A 1,539-nucleotide genomic window follows, 5' to 3' on the forward strand; every position below is an offset into this window, starting at 1 on the left:
CAACCGTTGCTATGAACGTTTTTGTCAAACCCAACGTATTTGCACCATGGAAACACTAGGCGCGGGGGCAAATATGCGAGCGACGGTTGGCACGCTGCTATCCGTGGGTTGGTTACCACATTCAATGCCTTCGTCAAGGAGAGCGAGTACTAGCTAGAATCGCACGTTCGGTTTCGCAACCTAGTGCAAACGGTTGACGTACATTCTCTCCTAAACCTTCGTTTGCCCCCGGGCCTAATGTTCCCTTGGTTTCTTCCTACCCTTTTCAACCCTTTTTCATTACCTTCATTTAACGAATTTGCTGGTTCGTGCTACGAAAGCCTTCACTTTGTTCTGCGATCCGAGCGACTGCCCAAATAAACCCTACTAATTCTCGGGCAACTGCGCCGATGGCTACATTTTTGGGTTTGCTTTTTCCAAAGACAAGTCGGCGGTATTTCATATGCAATCGTTCTTGCGCTTTCCATGAGATGAGCTGCACGTCAGCGGGCAATCCTTCTAACCGAATCGCCAATTCGCCTTTCACGGCCGGCCGATGGCGGTAACTCCATGCCGACTCTACCAACGTGCGACGCAGGTGGCTATTACCTGCCTTGGTCATCGAACCTCTCCGCGTGCTCTGCCCAGAAGAATACTCGCGAGGAACAAGACCTAAGTACGCCATGAGTTGTGCTGGCGAACGAAAGCGTGCAAACGTGCCTATTTCTGCGGCAATGGTGATGGCGGTGAGACGCGCAACACCGCGTAGAGACTGAAGTAGTTGAATGACGGAAGCCTTTGCCCCAGTCGTAGCTTGTTGCATGAGTGCATTGTCCAACCGACTCATGCGATGCTCAATTTCTTCAAGCGCATGCAGCATTTCCGTAAACACGACTTGCATGGCTTCGTGCTCGAAGGTGAGTGAAGCCAGCCAATAACGATGTTTCTTGGTCCAATTCCGCTTAATGGTCTCGGGCGGATGAATCTGATGGCGTAAAAGAAACTTAAGTAGCCGTTGGCGAGCGCGATGCGTATCCTCCTTTGCCGCCTCGCGGCAGCGAACTAGGTCACGTAATGACTCGTCGTCGCGAGATGGCACATGAACAGCCGTTAATTCCCCTGCACGAAAAAGACGGGCTAGCTGTTCCGCATCTCGGCGATCCGTTTTAACATGATCCCCAGACCTTTTAGGAATGAGCGAAGGAGCAATGACGGTACAGCTTGCGCCCATAGACTCAATCCAACGATGTGTTTCGTAACCAGTAGGCCCTGCCTCGTAGCAAAAGGCAAGCGAGTTTGCAGGCCCTAATTGTTTGATTAGTTTTCGAAGTGCGGCAGGCGTGTGTGCAATTGTACCGAAGTAACGTGGCAACTCCCGTCCAGCATCTGCGACCGCGACGGAAATTTTTTCTTTGGATACATCTAAACCGACGAATTTTGTGACATACTGCATTAATAGACAGCCCCTTTGCTTTGTAGCTCTGAAAATGGATGTGTTCTACTTCCATTCTTAACCTACGACTTGAAGCAAATACGGGGCTGTTTTTACGTTCATCATAG

1 protein-coding gene is annotated in these 1,539 nt (G+C 50.4%); it reads right to left on the reverse strand.

Annotated elements, in window-relative coordinates; translation table 11 throughout:
• Positions 1-289 precede the first annotated feature (289 nt).
• On the reverse strand, positions 290-1,432 hold the full coding sequence (locus BLW29_RS31030) for an IS110 family RNA-guided transposase (protein ID WP_090986981.1): 1,143 nt from the start codon (positions 1,430-1,432) through the stop codon (positions 290-292).
• Positions 1,433-1,539 lie beyond the last annotated feature (107 nt).

This window comes from Paenibacillus sp. CF384 (assembly GCF_900106745.1).
GTDB lineage: Bacteria > Bacillota > Bacilli > Paenibacillales > Paenibacillaceae > Paenibacillus_Z.